Below are 14,765 nucleotides of genomic sequence, written 5' to 3'. Positions count from 1 at the left end.
GGTTAGTCTTCTGGTACGAAGTCCCCGTGGCCGGCAGCCCGCAAGGCCCCGCGCAGCTTCACAGCCGTGGCATCCATGACGGCAGGATCCGGATTATGGTCCACGTTGTGTACCTCAAAGTCCGCCATCGAATAGGCGGGCCAGATGTGCACGTGCAAGTGGTCCACCTCGAAGCCTTCCATCAGGACACCCACGCGCTTGGCGCTGAAGAGCTCCTCCTGGACCTTGCCGATGCTCTGGGCAACGTCCATGACCTTGGCCAAAAGCTCCGGGCTGGCGTGCGTCCAGGAATCCACTTCCTCACGAGGCACCACCAGTGTGTGTCCCGGCGTGATCGGAGCGATTGTCAGGAAGGCCACGACGTCCTCGTCCTTCCACACGAAACGGCCCGGGATTTCCCCGTTGATGATTTTGGTGAACAGCGTGCTCATGCATCTGCCCTTTCTGACGGTCCCTGAAGTGTTGCGGTGTCCAGTACAAATCGGTACTTTACGTCGCCGGCCACCATACGGTCGTAGGCTTCGTTGAGTTGTTCGGCCCCTACGATCTCAATGTCGCTGGCAACCCCATGCGCGGCGCAGAAATCAAGCATTTCCTGGGTTTCCTCGATCCCACCAATCAGCGAACCTGCATAGGCCAGGCGACGGCGTATGAGCAGCCCCGGACTGACGGGCGGCATGTCATCGGCCGGGAGTCCAAGCTGGAAGAGAGCCCCATCAAGCCGCAGCGTGCGGAAGTAGGGGTTGAGATCGTGCGGCGCGGCCACAGTGTCAATGATGACATCGATACTGCGGTTCGCACCCGCCATGGCCTCAGCGTCCTTGGACAACACCACGTGGTCCGCTCCGAGTTCCCGTGCGGCGTCGAACTTCGCTTCAGAGGTGGTGAACACGGTAACCTCCGCGCCCATGGCCTTGGCGATCTTGACGGCCATATGGCCCAAGCCGCCCAAGCCCACTACTCCCACCGAGTCTCCCTCTTCGACGTCGAAATATCTCAACGGCGAATATGTGGTGATTCCGGCGCACAGCAGAGGAGCGGCTGCTGCGGCGTCCAGGGCTTCAGGAATACGCACCACGAAGCGCCGGTCAACCACCACCGACGTCGAATATCCGCCTTGGGTTATTGCGTCGCCATTGCGCGGGTCCACCACTCCATAGGTGCCAACATTGCCCCGCTCGCAATACTGTTCCAACCCATCCAGGCAGCTCTCGCACTCCCGGCAGGAATCCACCATGCAGCCAACACCGACACGGTCACCCGGAGCAAAATTCTGCACAGCAGCACCCACCCGCGTTACCCGGCCGACGATCTCATGGCCCGGAACCAGCGGATAGGGCGGCAAACGCCATTCGCCACGTGTTGCATGAACATCGGAGTGGCAAAGACCGCAAAACTCGATCGCGATCTCCACATCGTCTTCCTTGGGCGCACGGCGCGCGACAGTCAGCGGTACCAACCCGCTGTCCGGGGAAGTGGCGCCAAACGCGGCGGCGAGTGTGGAACCTGCCGGATCCGATGACTGTGCAGGAACAGGCTTCGCTGTGTCCATGGGAATTGGCTTCGCTGTGTCCAGAGGAATTGGCTTTGCCAGGGGCGGGGGCACGGGACGTCCAGGGGTCATGATCCGACGCTACTCCCGGCAGCGGTGCCCGTGCCACTTTGGCCGAGGGCGCCAGGAGCATCCTCAACGTTCCCCACGTTGTCGTCCTCGAATGGTTCACTGCCAACGGCCACGGCATTCGCGGCATTGTTTGACCATTGCGAGAACGACCCAGGGAAGAGTGCCGCAGTGTGTCCGGCAATTTCCAGGGCGGCAACCTGGTGAGCAGCCGTGACGCCGGACCCACAATAGACTGCAACGTTGCCCGGGCCATCCGCTCCCAATCCAGCGAAGCGCCTGCGCAGTTCCTCCGCTGACAGGAACGTTCCTTCCGCGGTGAGGTTTTCGGTGGTCGGTGCGCTGACAGCGCCCGGAATGTGGCCGGCACGGGGGTCGATCGGTTCGATTTCGCCCCTGTAACGTTCCCCGGCGCGCGCATCCAGCAGTACGCCGTGCTCATGCCAGTGCGCGACTTCCTCCTGGGTGATCGTGGGCATTTTGCCCTCGGTCAGAGTGACATTCCCGACGGCGGACGTCACCTCGCCTGCCTCCATGGGGTGACCTGCCGCACGCCAGGCAGCCAGTCCGCCGTCGAGCAGGTAAACGGCTTCCACGCCTGCATTCCTCAGCATCCACCAAGCGCGGGCCGCGGCCATACTGCCGCTGTTGTCGTAAGCAACCACGGTGTCGCCGTCGTTGATCCCCCAGCGCCGCGCGGCAAGCTGGAAGCGATCAAGAGAGGGAAGGGGATGCCGGCCCAGGGAAGGCTGTGCGTGGTCCGCGAGTTCACTGGGCAGATCCACGAAAACCGCTCCTGGCAGGTGGCCTTCCAAGTATTGGCTGTGCCCATCCGTCCTGCCCAGGACCCAACGCACGTCCAGGAGCACGGTGCGCTCCCCCGCCGCGAGCCGCCGGTGTACTTCGGACGCGTCCATCAGAATGGTCATCTGCTCTCCTTCAGCCAAGCCTGCGTGGGCGCTCTGCTACCCATGCCAGTCTTCCAGCCTAGTCTTGTGTTCCACACCCCGCCGGTACGCTTGTCCGGTGAGCAATTCATGCATTCAGGACAGGGTTTGGGCCAGCGAGGCCATCCGCAAGATCGAAGCTGAGAACAACCGTTCGGCAGATACGCACCTCTACGCAGTCCCACTGCCCGAGCATTGGGGAGTGAATCTCTACCTCAAGGATGAGTCGACGCACCGATCAGGCAGCCTCAAACATCGCCTGGCCCGTTCACTGTTCCTCTACGGCCTGGTCAACGGCTGGATCACGGAGGGCACCACTATCGTCGAAGCCTCCAGTGGCAGCACCGCGGTCTCCGAAGCCTACTTCGCCCGGCTCATTGGCTTGCCGTTTATCGCTGTCATGACCAAGACCACCAGCCCGGAAAAGATCGCCCTCATCGAGGAATTCGGGGGCGCCTGCCTCTTGGTGGATCATGCTTCAGAGGTTTACGCCGTGGCGGAGGAGACGGCGAAAACGTCTGGCGGCTACTACATGGACCAGTTCACCTTCGCCGAGCGCGCCACGGACTGGAGGGGCAACAACAACATCGCTGAATCAATCTTCCAGCAGCTCTCCCTCGAGGAGCATCCGGTTCCCGAGTGGATCGTGGTGGGCGCGGGAACCGGCGGCACGAGCGCGACCATCGGCCGCTACCTGCGATACAACAGGCACAGCACTTGCCTGGCAGTGGTGGACCCGGAGAACTCTGCGTTCTACCCGGCATGGCGGGATGGCAATGCTGCCGCGGCCACGGGTTTGCCGTCCCGCATCGAAGGCATCGGCCGTCCCCGCGCGGAGCCGAGCTTCGTCCCGGCTGTCATCGACCACATGATCCAAGTCCCCGACGCCGCCTCTGTGGCGGCCATGCGACACCTGCGCAAGCTCACCGGATTGCATGCAGGGCCCTCTACGGGCACCAACCTTTGGGGCGTCTGGCAACTCGTGGCCAAGATGGTCTCGGAAGGGCGAAAGGGAAGCATAGTCTCACTCATGTGCGACGGCGGCGACCGCTACGTCGGCAGCTATAACGACGCCGGATGGCTGGCCAGCAAAGGACTGGACCCTGCACCGTACGAAGCGGTCTTGGACCACTTCCACGAAACCGGCGCGTGGACCGGTTAGACCTCTACTGACTCACGGGGTGCGAGCCGCGTATAGGTGGTTCCGTAACGGGCACCGATCCGTGTGACGTGGCCTTCCACGATCCCCCGGCCCAGCTCGTTAAGCAGACCATCATGGACGGGGAACGCTTTGGGCGCGCGCACAGAGATAACAAAATCCACCACTTCCCCCACTTTGGACCATGGCGCATGGATGGGCACCAGGAGCGTCTGGACGTTGATACCGTCCGGAACCACGAATGAATCACCGGGGTGGAAGACGTTCCCATCCACCAGGTAGCCGATGTTGGACACCACGGGAATCTGGGCATGGATAACGGCATGCTGGCCGCCGAAGGTTCGCACCGGGAACCCCGCTGCCTCGAAATCGGACCCCGGTTCGACCGCATGGATGCGATTGGCCAACGTTTCGGATCCAGCTGCGTCCACCCCTGCATCCTCGGTGAGGGACTTTGCAACACCTGCTGGCGCATAGACCTCAAGCGAAGCGTTGCTGCGCAGGGCCGCCAGCACGGCCGGCCGATCAATATGGTCGTTGTGCTCATGCGTTACAAGGACAGCGTTCGCACCTGCCAGCGCCTCTTCGGACTCAGAGAAGGTGCCGGGATCGATGACCAGGACCCGCCGGTCCTTCTCCAACCGGACACAGGCATGCGTGAACTTGGTGAGCTTCATGGTGACAGCCTAGGGGCGGCCGCCGACAGTTTCCAAGCCTCCCCTACTGGTAAAATTGGGGTTTGCCAGCGTTTCCAGGGAAGTGAGTCTTTCAATGCCACAAGGCACCAATTCCGTCACGACCGGCCCGGCCTCGCCGGCGGTAACAGGCGTCAAGGAGCAGCGCGTCACCAAGCAACGCCTGGCTGTCAGCGCCGCGCTGGATGAATTGGACGACTTCGTCAGCACCCAGGAACTGTACCGCCTCCTGCAGAACAAGGGCATCTCCGTATCCCTTGCCACGGCCTACCGCATCCTGCAGTCACTTGCCGACGACGGCCTCATTGACGTCCTGCGCAACGGGGAGGGCGAAGCCGTCTACCGCCGCTGCACCGTCACTGGACACCACCACCACTTGCTGTGCCGGAACTGCGGCAAGGCTGTGGAAGTTGAGGCCCCCGCGGTTGAGACCTGGGCTGCCCGCACAGCCGCTGAGCATGGTTTCACCGAGGTGGCGCACACCGTGGAGATCTTCGGACTGTGCCCTGAATGCACAGCCAGGAAGGCCGCCGGAAAGCTCTAAAGAGCGCCGCCGGCAGGCTGCTCCCGTGATACGCGGCCGTTGAGGCCACGGTTGGCCCGCACCCGCCCGATCACACGGCACACCACGTAAATAAGGAATGACAACGTGGTGACATAGGGGCTGATGGGTATCCGGCTGCCCAGGGCAAGCAGAATTCCACCCACAGTGGCAGCAGTCGCGAAAACAACACTCAAAAGCACCACCAGGCGTGGCGAAGTGGTAACCCGGAGTGCGGCAGCGGCCGGTGTGATGAGCAGCGCCAAAACCAGCAGTGCGCCCACAATTTGGATGGACAAAGCCACACTGACCCCCAGCAGCACCATGAAGCCGATCGCCAGGCCGCGAACGGGAACACCACGCGCTTCAGCCATTTCAGGGTCCACGCTGGCAAAACTGAGCGGGCGCCAGATCGCCGCGAGGGCAAGCATCACCAGGACCGCCGTTCCAGCGAGTGCCTGAAGCTGGACAGTGTCCACGGAAACGATCTGGCCGGTGAGCAAACCGAATTTATTCGCGGCACGGCCCTCGTACAGGGCAAGGAACAAGATGCCCAGGCCAAGCCCGAACGGCATGATCACGCCGATGATCGAGTTCTTGTCCCGGGCCCTCACACCCATGAGTCCCAGCAGCAGTGCCGCAGCCACTGAGCCGATCAGCGAGCCGAAAATGATATCGGCACCGATCAGCAGGGCAAAAGCGGCACCTGCAAAGGACAGTTCAGAGATGCCGTGGACGGCGAAGGCCAGGTCCCGCTTCATCACGAACGTGCCGACGAGTCCGCCGAGAAGTCCCAGGACAGCCCCGGCCCAAATGGAGTTTTGAACCAGTGCCAGCAATTCGCCGTAGTTCTCAAAGTTGAAGATGGTCTGCAGGATTCCATTGAGGTCCATTTAGAACTCCTGCCCAGCCGTGGCGTGCGCGTCGTCGTGGAAGTGCGTGGTGGCGTCCGGCAGCCCGACGACGACGATCCTTCCGTTGGTGTGGATGACTTCCACGTGGCTCTTGTACAGCTCGGACAAAACTTCAGTGGTCATGACTTCCTGTGGCGTCCCCACGCGGAAATGGCCGCCGGCCAGGTAGAGCACGCGATCTACGTAGTCGATCACGGGATTGATTTCGTGGGTTACGAAAACGACCGCACTGTTCCGGGCATGGCACTGCTCGTTAATGAGTGCACTGACGCCCTGCTGATGATGCAGGTCCAAGGACAGCAACGGTTCATCACAAAGGAGCACCTGCGGTTCGGTAGCCAGGGCCTGGGCCACCCGAAGCCGTTGTTGCTCCCCACCGGATAGCTGCCCCACCGGCACTTTCGCGTAGTCCGAGGCTCCCACCAACTCCAGCAGTTCATCGATCCGCTGGTTCACCTTCCTCGAAGACAACCGCATACCCCACCGGTGGCCGTCAATGCCCAGCCCTACCAGGTCACGTGCACGCAAAGGCGTATCCGGCGCGAAGGATTTTTGTTGGGGAATGTAACCGATCCGCTTGCTTCCCCGCTCCACCGGATGCCCGCCCAAGGCAACCGTTCCTGATTTCAGTTCCTGAAGCCCCAAGAGGACCTTCAGGAAGCTGGTCTTACCGCTGCCGTTGGGTCCGAGGACGGCAAAGAACTCCCCCGGATGTATGTCGAGATCAAGATCGCGCCAGAGTGTCCTCTTGCCGAACTGAAGGCTCGCTCCGCGGAGGCTCACTACGGGTGTCAAAAGTTGTCCTCGATTCATGCGTTGCTGGCGAACGCAACTAGTGGTGGCACCTTACAGTGGCGTCTGTGCTGGTACAGGATTCTGTGCTGGTCAGAGACAGAGGGCCCCGCAGCCATCCTGAATATCTTAGGACGCCGACGGGGCCCCCACCGCAATGGGTTGTCAGGAAATCTACTTCTTGAGCGCTGCCGTGATGGATTCCACGTTCTCTGTCATCCACTGCACGTAGTCCTTGCCCTCCGGCAAGGTTTCGGTGAAGTTCACTACCGGCACGCCCGCAGTCCCGGCAGCCCGCTTTACGGACTCGGTCTGCCGACCTTCCGTCTGTTCGTTGTATGCCAGCAGCCGGACACCTCCGGAGCCCACCAGGTCTGTGGTTTCTTTCAGGACCGACGCCGGGACATCGGTTCCCTCTTCAATCGCTGCACTGTAGGCCTCGGGAGTCTTGTTCTCCAATCCGGCCGCTGCCAGCAGGTACAAAGGAACGGGTTCTGTGATCGCCACAGGAGTGTGGTCGTTGCCTTCCTTGAGGGCCGCAAGCTTCCCGTTGAGCTCTGTCAGCTTCGCTTTGAACGTGTTGGCGTTGGCAGTAAAGGTCGAAGCAGAGGCAGCGTCCAGGCTGCCGAGCTTGCTGGCAACCGCGTCAGCGAATTTGCCCATCGTGTCCAGGCTGTACCAGACGTGCTCGTTGAACTCGCCGTGGTCATGGTTGTGGCCCTCTTCGGAGGACGCAGCTTCGCTGTGGCTTTCCTCTTCCGGAGCCAACCCCGAGACCTCAACGGCGCTGATCATATTTTCGTGGCCGACGTTGGTCTCATCGGCGATTTTGTGGAGGAATTCGTCATAGCCTCCGCCGTTTTCCACCACGAGCCTGGCTTTGGAGATGACCAGCTTGTCTTGCGCACTGGCTTCGTAGGAATGCGGGTCCTGGCTCGTCTTGGTGATGATCGCATTCACGTTGACCTTGTCCCCGCCAATGGCCTTCACGACGTCTCCGTAAACATTCGTGGAGGTCACCACTTCAATGGCTCCCGACGATGAGGACGGGGCTCCTGCCCCGGCGTTACCGGCACAGGATGAAAGCAACAGGGCGGAAAGGCCTACAGAAGCGGCCAACGACATGCGGGCGACGGAACGACGCACGGAAACCTCGGATCTACTCAAATGAGAATCAAGAACATTTACTGGTCGGGTTCAGTTTAGCCCTAAATGGGAATGATTCCTATTTAGCAGGGCTGGCGCCGACCACCGGGGCGGGCGCCAGCCACGATTTCCCGCTATTGCTGGGTCTGCGGACCACCCAGACGGCGGATCCCCGTCGCCTGGGTAGCATCGCGGATCTCGCCCACCAACTGCTCGATCACGTCCTCAAGGAACAACACGCCCTGCGTCGCGCCTCCGGGTCCAACTACACGGGCCAGATGCGATCCCGTCCGCTGCATCACAGACATCGCCTGCTCAATCTCATCCTCCGGGGAGAGGTTCGCCAGGGAACGGATCCGCCCCTCGGCAATCGGATGGCGGCGACCCTCCTCAGGTATGGAGAGGATGTCCTTGACGTGCAGGTATCCGGCGAGTTCGCCGTCGTCGTCCACCGTGGGGAAACGCGAGAAGCCGGTGCGGCTGACCGCCTTTTCCAACTCGACGGGAGTCGACGCTGTCCTCAGGACCACCAGCTTGTCCAACGGAACCATGATGTGGGACGCCGTATGTTCAGAGAATTCCAGGGCACCGCTGAGCAAACCAGTGTCGTCGTCCACCAAGCCATGCCGCGTGGATTCCTGGACGATCGACTGGACTTCCTCGAGGGTGAACGAGGATGACACTTCATCCTTGGGTTCGATCTTCATCAATCGGAGGATGTGGTTAGCAAGCCAGTTGAGGGTCCAGATCACCGGTTTGACCACGCGTCCGATAAACACCAGCGGCGGTGCCAGCAGCAGTGCCGCCTTGTCTGCTACAGACACCGAGATGTTCTTGGGGACCATCTCTCCGAACGTTACGTGCAGGAACGTGACGAAAAGGAGTGCAATCGCAAAGGCGATGACATCCGCAAGTTCCATCGGGACGCCAACCATCTCAAGCGGTTCCGCCAACAAGTGATGGATGGCCGGTTCGGCAACCTGAAGGATCAGGAGCGAGCAGACCGTGATGCCCAACTGTGCGCAGGCCAGCATCAGCGACACGCTTTCCATGGCCCGCAAGGTAGTTTGCGCCCGCTTCGACCCCGCCTCCGCCAAGGGCTCGATCTGGCTGCGGCGTGCGGACATCACAGCGAATTCAGCGCCCACGAAGAAGGCATTGCCGATCAAGAGAACCACGAGCCAGGCTATTCCTGCCCAGTCACTCATACGGTACCTGCCTCATGGCGGTCGTTCCGGGTGTCCTCAAGCGTCGCTTCGTCTTCCTCAATGTGGTGGAAACAGATCCGGTCAATTCTCCGGCCGTCCATCCGTGTCACGGTTAGCGTGCCCCCGCCGGCCTCCACCACATCACCCACCTTTGCGATGCGGCCAAGCTTGCTCATCACATAACCGCCAACAGTTTCGTAGGCAGCTTCATCGGGGACGGTCAGGTTGGCGATTTGTTCGGACACTTCATCCGGCCTCAACAGTCCAGGGAAGTACCAGTCGCCGGACGCGCTCTGCAAAAGGCCCGGACGGATTTTGTCGTGTTCGTCGGAGACTTCGCCCACGATCTCCTCAACCAGGTCTTCGAGCGTAGCGATCCCGGCAGTGCCACCATATTCATCGAGAACGACGGCCAGTTGCAGGTTTCCTTCGCGCAGTTCCGACAGGAGGGCATCGAGATGGATGGTCTCAGGAACGCGAAGTACGTCCGTCATGATGGCCCCGGCCTGAAGCTTCGCCCGACGATCTGCGGGCACGGCCACTGCTTTCTTGATATGGACCACTCCGCGGATGTCGTCAGCCGAATCTCCGATCACCGGGAAACGGGAGTATCCGGTTCGCCGCGCGGCGTCGAGGATATCGCTCACAGGCTGGTCAGCATCAATCGTTTCCATCCGGATGCGCGGCGTCATGACGTCCGCTGCAGTGCGCCCCGAGAAATTCAGGGTTCTCGCCACGAAGTTTGCAGTGCCGGCGTCCAATGTGCCCAGCTCCGCGGAACGTCGCACAAGGGAAGCCAGCTCCGCGGGAGTCCGCGCTCCCGAGATTTCCTCTTTCGCTTCAAGTCCGAATAAGTTCAGCACCTTGTTGGAGAAGCCGTTCAGCACCACAATGGCCGGCTTGAAGACGGCCGTGAACATCAGTTGCGGACGGGCAAGCTTCTTGCCCAGCGGGAATGCCAGGGCGATGGCCATGTTCTTGGGCACCAGCTCGCCCAGGAGCATCGACAAGAGAGTGGCGAAGGCCATTGCGATAACAAGGGCTATGGAATGTGCGACTTCCGGAGTGAGGCCAAGGAGGCCCAGTGGCCCCACCAGGAGCTGTCCCACAGATGGCTCCATGACAAAACCCGTCAAGAGCGTGGTCAGCGTAATGCCAAGTTGGCAGCTGGAAAGCTGGGTGGACAGGGACTTCAAGCATTTCAGCAGCGGAGCTGCACCGTGGTCGCCGTTGTCAACTGCGCGCTGAACGCTCGCCTGGTCCAGGGCAACGAGGGAAAACTCAACTGCTACAAAGAAGCCGGTGCCAAGAATCAGGGCAAAGCCGGCAAGGAGGAGAAACCATTCCACTTAGCGCTTCCCTCCAAGGGCAGGCGCTTGCAGTGCGGAACTTGCCCTCAAGGGGGAGATTCGCCCCGGCGGAGGCTGATCGGGTGCCGCAGACGCATGGTCCGTGGCGCCACCGGCTAGGAAGGCCGGCGCGTGATGGGCATGTGAACGGGTGTTGCCGGCTCGAGGGGCGCGCTGTGCGGAGTTGCCTGATCGGCTCCCCCGACAGTTCCCAGGCCGGCACCTAGATTTACTGTCCATAAGGGTTTCAGTCTACAGGGCTGGTACCGCGGGCCCATGCAGTGGTCACGCGCTTGAAGGAAAATGAGTGTCTCGGCATTACGTCGGCCTCAACATGATTTAGGTCACCACTATTGGCAGTTAACCAACGATCCTAACTAGACTGACAAAGGTCTGAGTTCGCGGGACCCGGACCCTGGTGCATTGTTGCGGAAAAGCAACCTTGGCCAGCGGGAAATCAAAACTCATGGAAGAGGCGTATTTCAAGTGCCAGAGCAGCCCAGCCACCGTCTACCAGAGGAATTTGGCGGAAACGAGTGGCTCGTTGACGAACTGTACGAGCGGTACCAGCAGGACAAGAATTCGGTCGACGCCAAGTGGTGGCCGCTCTTCGAATCCTTCGATACCGGTGACGGCACTTCTTCCAACGGAACCTCCGCAGCCCCAGCCGCTGCCAATCCCCCCACCCAAGTACTTCCCGTCGTAGCTCCGGCTGAAGCGGCACCGGCACCGGCGCCGGCCGCTCCCGAAGCTGCCCCTGCGACCACCACTGCCGCTGCTGCTTCCGGTGAAGCGGCGGTTGCGGCTCCGGCGAAGAAAGCCCCGGCTACAGTTGCCAAGGACGGAGCAAAGAAGCCCGTCGGCGGCAACGCCGCACAACCGATTCCTGCCCAGCTGCCCAAGAGCACCAAGGCGCCCACCGCTCCTGAGGAAGACGTCGTTTCTGTCCTCCGCGGACCGGCGAAGGCCATCGCCACCAACATGGTGACCAGCCTTGAGGTGCCTACCGCCACGAGCGTGCGGGCAGTTCCTGCCAAGTTGCTGATCGACAACCGCGTTGTCATCAACTCCAACCTTGCACGTGCCCGCGGCGGCAAGGTGTCCTTCACCCACCTCATTGGCTACGCGGTGGTCCGCGCTCTCTCCCAGTTCCCGTCAATGAACGTCTACTACGACGAAATTGATGGCAAGCCGAGCGCTGTCCAGCCCGCCCATGTCAACTTTGGCATCGCCATTGACATGCCCAAGCCCGATGGCACCCGCCTCTTGATGGTTCCCAACATCAAGAAGGCCGAGACCATGGACTTTGCAGAGTTCTGGCACACGTACGAGGACCTCATCAAGCGAGCCCGCAACGGCAAGCTCACGGCGGACGACCACGCCGGCACCACGGTCTCCCTGACCAACCCCGGCGGCATCGGCACGGTTCACTCAGTACCACGTCTGTCCAAGGGACAGGCAGCCATCATCGGCGTCGGTGCCCTTGACTACCCGGCCGAGTTCCAGGGTGCCAGCGAGAAGATCATTGCCCAGAACGCCATCAGCAAGATCCTCACACTGACCTCCACCTACGACCACCGGGTCATCCAGGGCGCAGGCAGCGGCGAGTTCCTTAAGCTGGTCCACCAGCTCCTCCTTGGTGCGCAGAACTTCTACGACGAAATCTTCGAAGCCCTCCGCATTCCGTACGAGCCCGTCCGCTGGAGCCCTGACCTCCAGGTTGACCCTGCAGATGAGATCAACAAGGTTGCCCGCATCCAGCAGCTCATCCACTCCTACCGTGTGCGTGGCCACCTGATGGCAGACACGGATCCCCTGGAATACGTACAGCGCAAGCACCCTGACCTTGATGTCCTGACCTACGGCCTCACGCTCTGGGACCTGGACCGCGAATGGCCCACAGGTGGCTTCGGCGGCAAGCCGCAGCTGAAGTTCCGCGACATCCTTGGAGTACTCCGGGATGCCTACTGCCGCACTACGGGCATCGAGTACATGCACATCCAGGAGCCTGCGGAGCGTAAGTGGTTCCAGGACCAGCTGGAGCACCCGTACTCCAAGCCGAGCCGCGAAGAGCAGCTGCGCATCGTTTCCAAGCTCAACGCAGCCGAGGCTTTCGAGACCTTCCTCCAGACCAAGTTCGTCGGGCAGAAGCGCTTCTCCCTCGAAGGCGGCGAGTCGCTTATTCCGCTCCTTGACGCAGTCATCTCCGACGCTGCCGACGACGGCCTGGACGAAGTCGCGATCGGCATGGCCCACCGTGGCCGCCTGAACGTGCTCACCAACATCGCAGGCAAGACCTACGCCCAGGTGTTCCGTGAATTCGAAGGCACCCAGGACCCCCGCTCTGTCCAGGGATCCGGCGATGTCAAGTACCACCTCGGTACTGAAGGCACCTTCACCTCGGACAACGGCAAGCAGACCAAGGTCTACCTCGCCGCCAACCCGTCCCACCTTGAAGCAGTCGACTCCGTGCTCGAGGGCATCGTCCGCGCCAAGCAGGACCGCCTGGACCAGGGCGAGTCCTTCCCGGTCCTGCCCATCATGGTCCACGGTGACGCTGCATTCGCAGGCCAGGGTGTTGTTGCTGAAACCCTCAACCTTTCCCAGCTGCGTGGTTACCGCACCGGTGGCACCATCCACGTGATCGTGAACAACCAGGTTGGCTTCACCACGGCACCGTCCTCTTCGCGTTCATCGACGTACTCCACGGATGTTGCCAAGATGATCCAGGCCCCCGTGTTCCACGTGAATGGCGACGACCCCGAAGCCGTGGTGCGTGTTGCGCAGCTCGCCTACGAGTTCCGCCAGCGCTTCCACAAGGACGTTGTCATCGACATGGTGTGCTACCGCCGCCGTGGTCACAACGAGGGCGACGACCCCTCGATGACGCAGCCCCTGATGTACAACCTGATCGAGGCCAAGCGCTCCGTACGTAAGCTGTACACGGAATCGCTGATCGGTCGTGGCGACATCACCGAGGAAGAAGCTGAGCAACTGCTCCGCGACTACCAGGAACGCCTTGAGCGGGTCTTTGCTGAGACGCATGCGGCGCAGACCTCCCCCATCCCGATCATCACTGCTGACTCTGCCGCTGTCTCGGACATCGAGCGCCCGATTGCCCAGCAGGCGGACTTCGGAACCAATTCACCGGCTTCCACCGCCATCTCCCCCGAGACCCTTGCCCGCATCGGCAAGGCTCACCTGGAGATCCCGGAGGGCTTCACGGTTCACTCGAAGCTCAAGCAGCTTCTGGAGAAGCGTGAGCAAATGTCCCGTGAAGGTGGCATTGACTGGGGCTTTGGCGAGATCGCGGCCTTCGGCTCGCTGATCATGGAGGGCGTTCCCGTCCGGCTGGCTGGCCAGGACTCGCGCCGCGGTACCTTCGTGCAGCGTCACGCAGTGTTCCACGACCGCGCCAATGGCAATGAGTGGCTGCCCCTGGGCAACCTCTCGGACAACCAGGCCAAGCTGTGGATCTATGACTCACTGCTGTCCGAATATGCAGCCATGGGCTTTGAATACGGATACTCGGTGGAGCGTCCCGACGCCCTCGTGCTATGGGAAGCCCAGTTCGGTGACTTCGTCAATGGCGCTCAGACCATCATCGATGAATTCATTTCCTCCGCTGAGCAAAAGTGGGGCCAGCGTTCCTCGCTCGTCCTGATGCTGCCGCACGGCTACGAAGGCCAGGGGCCTGACCACTCATCCGCACGCATCGAGCGCTTCCTGCAGCTCTGTGCCGAGGACAACATGATTGTGGCCAACCCCACCACGGCAGCTTCGCACTTCCACCTGCTGCGTCGCCAGGCCTACAGCCGTCCCCGCAAGCCGTTGATCATCTTCACGCCGAAGCAGTTGCTGCGTCTCAAGGGCGCCGCGTCCGCCGTCGAGGACTTCACGACGGGCGGCTTCAGGCCAGTCATCAGTGATCCCGAGGTAGAAGCTGCAAACGTGGACCGGGTCATCCTGGTCTCCGGCCGCCTGTACTACGACCTCCTGTCCAACCGACAGAAGTCCGGGGACACCTCGACTGCGATCATCCGCGTGGAGCAGCTGTACCCGCTGCCGAAGGCTGAAATTGATGCAGAGCTCGCCAAGTACCCTAACGCTGACATCGTCTGGGCCCAGGATGAGCCCGCCAACCAGGGTCCGTGGCCGTTCATGGGCCTGAACCTGGCACCGGAGCTGGATCGCAGGCTCCGCCTCGTGTCGCGTCCGGCGTCTGCGTCCACCGCCGCAGGCTCCATGAAGCGCCACGCTGCCGAGCAGGATGCCTTGATCAAGCAGGCGTTCGAACGCAAGTAGCCAAAAAACTGCCCGGCCGGAGGTGCTGTCAATGCACCTCCGGCCGGGCAGTTCTGTTTAATGGGACAGGTACCCGGTTCATCAAGCC

General features: G+C 61.5%; 12 protein-coding genes. 3 read left to right on the top strand and 9 right to left on the bottom strand.

Going from position 1 to position 14,765, the window contains the following annotated elements:
• Nucleotides 1-2: 2 nt before the first annotated feature.
• From AC1DD7_RS11510 to AC1DD7_RS11500, 3 genes are read right to left on the bottom strand one after another with little or no spacing between them, the layout of a single operon-like run.
• On the bottom strand, nucleotides 3-431 hold the full coding sequence (locus tag AC1DD7_RS11510; protein WP_477515063.1) for an HIT family protein: 429 nt from the start codon (nucleotides 429-431) through the stop codon (nucleotides 3-5).
• The gene (locus AC1DD7_RS11505; protein ID WP_477515062.1) at nucleotides 428-1,624 is read right to left on the bottom strand and encodes an NAD(P)-dependent alcohol dehydrogenase; all 1,197 of its coding nucleotides are present in this window, start codon (nucleotides 1,622-1,624) and stop codon (nucleotides 428-430) included. The genes AC1DD7_RS11510 and AC1DD7_RS11505 overlap by 4 nt, the downstream gene beginning before the upstream one ends.
• Nucleotides 1,621-2,550, bottom strand: coding sequence for a sulfurtransferase (locus tag AC1DD7_RS11500; protein WP_477515061.1), 930 nt, complete (start codon nucleotides 2,548-2,550; stop codon nucleotides 1,621-1,623). Before AC1DD7_RS11500 ends, AC1DD7_RS11505 begins: the two co-directional genes overlap by 4 nt.
• 97 nt (nucleotides 2,551-2,647) lie before the next feature.
• Between AC1DD7_RS11500 and AC1DD7_RS11495 the strand changes: the two genes are divergently transcribed.
• Complete coding sequence (locus tag AC1DD7_RS11495; protein ID WP_477515060.1) at nucleotides 2,648-3,730, top strand: PLP-dependent cysteine synthase family protein; 1,083 nt, start codon at nucleotides 2,648-2,650, stop codon at nucleotides 3,728-3,730.
• Here AC1DD7_RS11495 and AC1DD7_RS11490 read toward each other — a convergent pair.
• Nucleotides 3,727-4,404: an MBL fold metallo-hydrolase gene (locus tag AC1DD7_RS11490; protein WP_477515059.1), complete on the bottom strand. Its 678-nt coding sequence runs from the start codon at nucleotides 4,402-4,404 to the stop codon at nucleotides 3,727-3,729. The two genes, AC1DD7_RS11495 and AC1DD7_RS11490, sit on opposite strands and share 4 nt — an antisense overlap.
• A gap of 94 nt (nucleotides 4,405-4,498) precedes the next feature.
• On the opposite strand from AC1DD7_RS11490, the gene AC1DD7_RS11485 reads away from it, so the two are divergent.
• Entirely contained in the window at nucleotides 4,499-4,966 is a 468-nt protein-coding gene (locus AC1DD7_RS11485; RefSeq protein WP_477515058.1) for a Fur family transcriptional regulator, read from the top strand.
• Here the strand turns inward: AC1DD7_RS11485 and AC1DD7_RS11480 are convergent.
• The 5 genes from AC1DD7_RS11480 to AC1DD7_RS11460 form a co-directional block, all read right to left on the bottom strand.
• Nucleotides 4,963-5,856 carry a metal ABC transporter permease gene (locus AC1DD7_RS11480; RefSeq protein ID WP_477515057.1) on the bottom strand — a complete coding sequence of 298 codons (894 nt, stop codon included), beginning with the start codon at nucleotides 5,854-5,856 and terminating at the stop codon, nucleotides 4,963-4,965. The genes AC1DD7_RS11485 and AC1DD7_RS11480 overlap by 4 nt on opposite strands.
• Nucleotides 5,857-6,690: a metal ABC transporter ATP-binding protein gene (locus AC1DD7_RS11475; RefSeq protein WP_477515056.1), complete on the bottom strand. Its 834-nt coding sequence runs from the start codon at nucleotides 6,688-6,690 to the stop codon at nucleotides 5,857-5,859.
• Nucleotides 6,691-6,843: 153 nt separating this feature from the next.
• Nucleotides 6,844-7,794 carry a metal ABC transporter solute-binding protein, Zn/Mn family gene (locus AC1DD7_RS11470; RefSeq protein WP_477515184.1) on the bottom strand — a complete coding sequence of 317 codons (951 nt, stop codon included), beginning with the start codon at nucleotides 7,792-7,794 and terminating at the stop codon, nucleotides 6,844-6,846.
• A gap of 155 nt (nucleotides 7,795-7,949) precedes the next feature.
• Complete coding sequence (locus tag AC1DD7_RS11465) at nucleotides 7,950-9,023, bottom strand: hemolysin family protein (RefSeq protein ID WP_477515055.1); 1,074 nt, start codon at nucleotides 9,021-9,023, stop codon at nucleotides 7,950-7,952.
• A complete protein-coding gene (locus AC1DD7_RS11460) occupies nucleotides 9,020-10,372 on the bottom strand; it encodes a hemolysin family protein (RefSeq protein WP_477515054.1) in 1,353 nt (450 codons plus the stop codon). The genes AC1DD7_RS11465 and AC1DD7_RS11460 overlap by 4 nt, the downstream gene beginning before the upstream one ends.
• 486 nt (nucleotides 10,373-10,858) lie before the next feature.
• Here AC1DD7_RS11460 and AC1DD7_RS11455 point away from each other — a divergent pair, with 486 nt between their 5' ends.
• The gene (locus AC1DD7_RS11455) at nucleotides 10,859-14,677 is read left to right on the top strand and encodes a multifunctional oxoglutarate decarboxylase/oxoglutarate dehydrogenase thiamine pyrophosphate-binding subunit/dihydrolipoyllysine-residue succinyltransferase subunit (RefSeq protein WP_477515053.1); all 3,819 of its coding nucleotides are present in this window, start codon (nucleotides 10,859-10,861) and stop codon (nucleotides 14,675-14,677) included.
• The last annotated feature ends 88 nt before the right edge of the window (nucleotides 14,678-14,765 follow it).

The sequence above is a fragment of the Paenarthrobacter sp. 10L412 genome (assembly GCF_056395565.1).
Note: the sequence above shows the minus strand (reverse complement) of the source record. Positions and strands in the feature narration are given on the sequence as shown.

Coding starts and splice junctions, on each gene's coding strand:
- AC1DD7_RS11510 (WP_477515063.1), bottom strand. CDS start 431: ATGAGCACGCTGTTCACCAAAATCATCAACGGGGAAATCCCGGGCCGT.
- AC1DD7_RS11505 (WP_477515062.1), bottom strand. CDS start 1,624: ATGACCCCTGGACGTCCCGTGCCCCCGCCCCTGGCAAAGCCAATTCCT.
- AC1DD7_RS11500 (WP_477515061.1), bottom strand. CDS start 2,550: ATGACCATTCTGATGGACGCGTCCGAAGTACACCGGCGGCTCGCGGCG.
- AC1DD7_RS11490 (WP_477515059.1), bottom strand. CDS start 4,404: ATGAAGCTCACCAAGTTCACGCATGCCTGTGTCCGGTTGGAGAAGGAC.
- AC1DD7_RS11485 (WP_477515058.1), top strand. CDS start 4,499: ATGCCACAAGGCACCAATTCCGTCACGACCGGCCCGGCCTCGCCGGCG.
- AC1DD7_RS11480 (WP_477515057.1), bottom strand. CDS start 5,856: ATGGACCTCAATGGAATCCTGCAGACCATCTTCAACTTTGAGAACTAC.
- AC1DD7_RS11475 (WP_477515056.1), bottom strand. CDS start 6,690: ATGAATCGAGGACAACTTTTGACACCCGTAGTGAGCCTCCGCGGAGCG.
- AC1DD7_RS11470 (WP_477515184.1), bottom strand. CDS start 7,794: ATGTCGTTGGCCGCTTCTGTAGGCCTTTCCGCCCTGTTGCTTTCATCC.
- AC1DD7_RS11465 (WP_477515055.1), bottom strand. CDS start 9,023: ATGAGTGACTGGGCAGGAATAGCCTGGCTCGTGGTTCTCTTGATCGGC.